The following is a 4688-nucleotide window of genomic DNA, read 5'->3' as shown; positions in this document are numbered from 1 at the left end:
TCCGAGCACATGAGCGTCGCGGCGATCATCCTTGGCACCGGCCACCGTGAAGCGATCCCGGAAGCGGTCGAGTTGCTTGGGATTGATGGCAAAGACCATAAAACCATGCTCGAGCAGCATCTCCACCACTGGGCCATGCGGCGTCTCGATTGCCACCGCGATCTGTCCCGGTGCGGCCTTGGTCTTTTCGACCAGCCAATCACACAGCTCCGTCAGTCCGGCTCCACCATGCGCAAAGTCGCGCTGGCCGGCCGGCCGTCCTTCCGCATCCAGCAGGCAAACGCAATGACTCCGCGTTGCCCAATCGATCCCGACGAACCATTGCACGTCCTTGACCATCGTTGGATCTCCTCGCTCTCAAAGCGGGCCAACCGCGATCCTGATCGATCCCTGTACTGGCGCTCTCGGCGCAATGACCTCCTACTGGATCTCGATCGCGGACGTTCCGCTGGGGCGCGGTTCCTACGTGGGTGCTCAAGGCACGGGTGGACAAGGCTGCTCCCGACGGATCGGCCCGAATGGCCAGTCTACACCTCTAGGCCGGCCATGAACGTCAGAAGGGTACAGGGTGGGCAAAGCGTAAGCGTGCCCACCATTCTTTTCAGGAGTCGCGAAGACGTGGGCACGGCGCAAGTGCGCCTTTGCCCACCCTACGAGACCGTCACGCCTCACGCGTTGCCGCGATCCTCGCGAAACAGATCCAGCTTCTGCTGCACCGGCCGGTCCGAGAAACTGAACAGCACCGCGTCCTCATCCGCCTCGTGCGTCACCCATTGCCAACTCGGCACCACGAACAGATCGCGCGGGCCCCATTCGAACACGGCATCGCCGATGCGGCTGCGACCCTTGCCCTCGATCGGGCAGAACACCGTCGCATCGGTCGCGCGGTAGCGCGCAGTCTTGAAACCCTTCGGCAGCAGCTGGATGAAGGTCCCGATGGTCGGCATCGCGAAATCGCCGGTCTCGGGGTTGCTGAATTTCAGCTTCAGCCCGTGACAGGCATCCCACTCCTGGCTGGTCCGCGCCTTCTCCAGCGCTTCGCGGGTGTAGACATAGGGATAACTGAAGATCGGCGAGGTCTTCGAGGACCGCTTCACGTCGACAGGCAAGAGATTGTGGCCATAGCGGGCAAAGCTGTCGCCTGCCGGCTTGGTGATCTTCTGCTGGTCTTGCTTGGCGCCTTCCGCAAAGGAGCAGTCGAAGAACTGCACCAGCGGAATGTCGAGGCCGTCGAGCCAGAACATCGGATCAGTGGTCTCGTTGGAATGATCGTGCCAGGTCATCGACGGCGTGATGATGAAGTCGCCGGGCTCCATCGCGGTGCGCTCGCCATCGACGGCGGTGTGGGCGCCCTTGCCTTCGAGCACGAAGCGCAGCGCCGATTGGCTGTGCCGATGTGCGGGCGCGACGTCGCCGGGCACCACCATCTGCACGCCGGCATAGAGCGAAGTCGTGATCTTGGACTGGCCGCGCAGGCCCGGGTTCTCCAGCACCAGCACGCGCCGCTCGGCTTCCTTGGCCGTGATCAGCCGGCCTGCCTCCGTCATGTAGTCGCGGATGACGTCGAACTTCCATAAGTGCGGCCGGCAGGCGCTCTTCGGCTCCGGCGTGATCAGATCGCTCATCACCGTCCACAGCGCGGTGAGATTCTCGCCGTCGATCTTCCTGTAGAACGCCTCGCGTTCCGGCGTCTTGGTCACGGCTTCCATGGTTGCTGCTCCCGACGTTTTGTCGATTGACAGTATACTGACGATCTAGGTAGCGTCAACTTGACGAAGGACATACAAGATCGTCATTCCGGGACGATGCGATAGCATCGAACTATGGTGCGCACTTGCGCACCTGAGAATCTCGAGGTTCCGGGTTCTCGCTTCGCGAGCCCCGGAACGACAAAAAGGGGAGGGCTTCCGATGAAGCTGCACGGCTATTTCCGCTCCAGCGCCGCCTATCGCGTCAGGATCGCGTTGAATCTCAAGGGTCTCGGCGCCGAGCATCTGCCGCATCACTTACGCAAGGGCGAGCAACGCGCGCCCGCCTATCTCGCCATCAATCCGCAAGGCCTGGTGCCGGCGCTGGAAAGCGACACGGGAGCGGTACTGACCCAATCCGTCGCGATCATCGAGTGGCTCGATGAGACACACCCGAATCCGCCGCTCCTGCCAAGGGACCCTTTGCAGCGGGCCAAGGTGCGGGCCTTCGCGCTGGCGATCGCCTGCGACACCCATCCGGTGCAAAATTTGAAGGTGCTGGCGCGGCTGCGCGAACTTGGTTTGCCCGAGCAGAAAGTGCAGGACTGGGCCGCCTGGGTCAATCGCGAGGGGCTGTCGGCCTGCGAGACCCTGATCAAAGAAGAGCCGGGGCCATTTTGTTTTGGCGCTGCGGCGACGCTCGCTGATCTCTGCCTGGTGCCGCAGCTCGCCAATGCGCGCCGCTTCGGCGTCGATGTCGCGGCCTATCCGCGCCTGCTCATGGCCGAGGCCGCCGCCAAGGCGCTGCCGGCCTTCGCCAACGCAGCACCGGAGAAGCAGCCCGATGCCGAGTAAGCCGCTGCCTCCGATCACGATGGACGCGGTCTATGCCGCGCCGGGCTATCTGTTCCGGCGCATGCAGCAGATCGCGGTCTCGATCTTCATGGAGGAGTGCAAGGCTTTCGATCTCACGCCAGTGCAATATGCAGCGCTGATCGCGATCCACACCCATCCCGGCATCGACGCGACGCGGCTGTCGGCGGTGATCGCCTTCGACCGCTCCACGCTCGGCAGCGTCATCGAACGTCTTCAGGCCAAGAATTTTATCGAGCGCAAGCCGGCAGCCGAGGACAAGCGCATCAAGCTGCTCTATCTGACCAAGCCGGGCGTCGCGATCCTGCGCGAGATCGTCCCCGCAGTCGAACGCGCCCAGGCGCGCATGCTGGAGCCGCTCAAGCCGACGGAGCGCAAGGCGCTGATGGGGCTGATGTCACAGCTCGTCGAGCTCAACAACGAGGCCTCGCGCGTGCCGCTGCGGGCCGAGGACGCGCTGGAGCATTTGGGCAAGGTGGGTTGAGGGGGAGACGATACCGTCGCCTCATCCCCAGATCTTGTAGGGTGGGCAAAGGCGCCCTTGCGCCGTGCCCACCACGTCTCTCCAACAGATCGGAAGTCATGGGCACGCTTCCGCCTTCGCTCTTCGAGCTACGGCGGACAAGCCGCTTTGCCCACCCTACGAGACTGTGAATCTTTTGTACCGCGTGTCGGGCGAATGTGATTCTCTAGGCAGACTGATCTGCTGGAGAGGATGATGGCTGACGAGGGACTTTTTGGCGAATTGCCGGATCAGTCGGCGCCACGAACCGAAGCGGTGCCGCGGGGTGCACCTCGGCTGCGCGAGCCCGTGCGCAATCAGGTCGAATTGCGGGCGGTCGATATCGACAGCCTGATCGGGCAGGATCATCTGGCCCGGGTGATCTGGGCTTATGTCGAGGGGCTCGACCTGAGCGAGCTGGAAGATCGGGTTAAGGCACGGGAAAACAGGCCGGGCCATCCGGCGCCATCACCCCGGCTGCTGCTGGCGCTTTGGCTGTACGCCACGAGCGATGGCGTTGGCAGCGCGCGGGCGTTGGATCGGCTCTGCGACAGTCACGACGTCTACCGCTGGCTCTGCGGCGGCGTGTCTTTGAACTATCACACACTGTCGGATTTCCGGGTCGGCTGCGCGGACCTGCTGGACCGTTTGCTGGTCGAACATCTGGTGGCTCTGAATGAGGCAGGGCTGATTGATCTGGAGAAGCTGACCCAGGACGGGGTGCGGATACGGGCGAATGCGGGGGCCGGCTCGTTCCGGCGGGAGGCAACGCTCGGCCGGCAGATGGCCCAAGCGAAGGCTGTGGTGGAAGAGCTCAAGCGCGAGGTCGATGCGGATCCGGAAGCCAGCAGCCGGCGTATCAGGGCGGCCAGAGAGCGCGCGGCACGCGAACGCAGTGAGCGGGTGCAGGCTGCGCAGAGGGCTTTGGACGAGATCAAGCGGAAGCGCAAGCAACTCGACGAAAAAGGCGGCAATGGCAAAAAGCCGAAGGAGCCCCGGGCCTCCACCACCGACCCGCAGGCAAGGGTGATGAAGATGGCAGATGCCGGCTTCCGCCCCGCCTACAATGTGCAGGTGGCCAGCGCGGCCGGCGAACTGATCGTGGTCACGGTCGACATCGACAACAACGGATCAGATCGCGGCTTGATGCGGCCGATGCTGGAGCGAACGCGCACTCGGCTGAAGCGCTTGCCGCGTCGCTACCTCGCCGATGGCGGGTTCTGCAGCGGCGAGGACATCGAATGGGCGCACGGTGAAGGCGTCGAGGTCTACTGTCCTCCGCCCAACTCCAGGAGCGGTGTCGATCCCTTTTTACCTCGGAGCAGCGACGGTCCTGGCGTCGCGGCCTGGCGGGCCCGCATGGCCAGCGAAGCCGGCAAGGCACAGTACAAAGCCCGCACGATCTGCGAATGCATCCATGCCCGGTGGCGGAACTGGGACCTCAGGCAATTGACCGTGCGCGGCATCGAGAAGGTCCGTGCCGTCGTGCTCTGGTACGCCCTCACCAACAACATCCTGCAAGGACACCAACTGGCAAAAGCATAGACAGCACAGCCATCCCCCGGCGGTTCGACATCGACGGCCCCCGACATCAGCGCGGGCGCTACCCACTCTTTAATATCGAA

Annotated in this window: 5 protein-coding genes; 3 read left to right on the top strand and 2 right to left on the bottom strand. The window is 63.7% G+C overall.

From position 1 onward, the window contains the following. The coding region (locus tag AOQ71_RS43150) for an IS110 family transposase (protein ID WP_157083506.1) at window positions 1-339 on the bottom strand (339 nt) is incomplete at its 3' end. Window positions 340-668: 329 nt separating this feature from the next. After that, window positions 669-1709 (bottom strand): gentisate 1,2-dioxygenase, encoded by a 1041-nt coding sequence (gene gtdA / locus AOQ71_RS13410; RefSeq protein WP_057747094.1) that lies wholly within the window; start codon window positions 1707-1709, stop codon window positions 669-671. A gap of 201 nt (window positions 1710-1910) precedes the next feature. On the opposite strand from gtdA, the gene maiA reads away from it, so the two are divergent. The 3 genes from maiA (at window position 1911) to AOQ71_RS13395 (ending at window position 4608) form a co-directional block, all read left to right on the top strand. After that, complete coding sequence (gene maiA, locus AOQ71_RS13405; protein ID WP_057747092.1) at window positions 1911-2543, top strand: maleylacetoacetate isomerase; 633 nt, start codon at window positions 1911-1913, stop codon at window positions 2541-2543. Then, the gene (locus tag AOQ71_RS13400; RefSeq protein ID WP_057747090.1) at window positions 2533-3045 is read left to right on the top strand and encodes a MarR family winged helix-turn-helix transcriptional regulator; all 513 of its coding nucleotides are present in this window, start codon (window positions 2533-2535) and stop codon (window positions 3043-3045) included. Before maiA ends, AOQ71_RS13400 begins: the two co-directional genes overlap by 11 nt. A gap of 231 nt (window positions 3046-3276) precedes the next feature. Further along, window positions 3277-4608 (top strand): IS1182 family transposase, encoded by a 1332-nt coding sequence (locus AOQ71_RS13395; protein WP_057742559.1) that lies wholly within the window; start codon window positions 3277-3279, stop codon window positions 4606-4608. Window positions 4609-4688: the final 80 nt, after the last annotated feature.

The organism is Bradyrhizobium manausense (assembly GCF_001440035.1).
In the GTDB taxonomy this organism is placed as follows: domain Bacteria; phylum Pseudomonadota; class Alphaproteobacteria; order Rhizobiales; family Xanthobacteraceae; genus Bradyrhizobium; species Bradyrhizobium manausense.
Note: the sequence above shows the minus strand (reverse complement) of the source record. Positions and strands in the feature narration are given on the sequence as shown.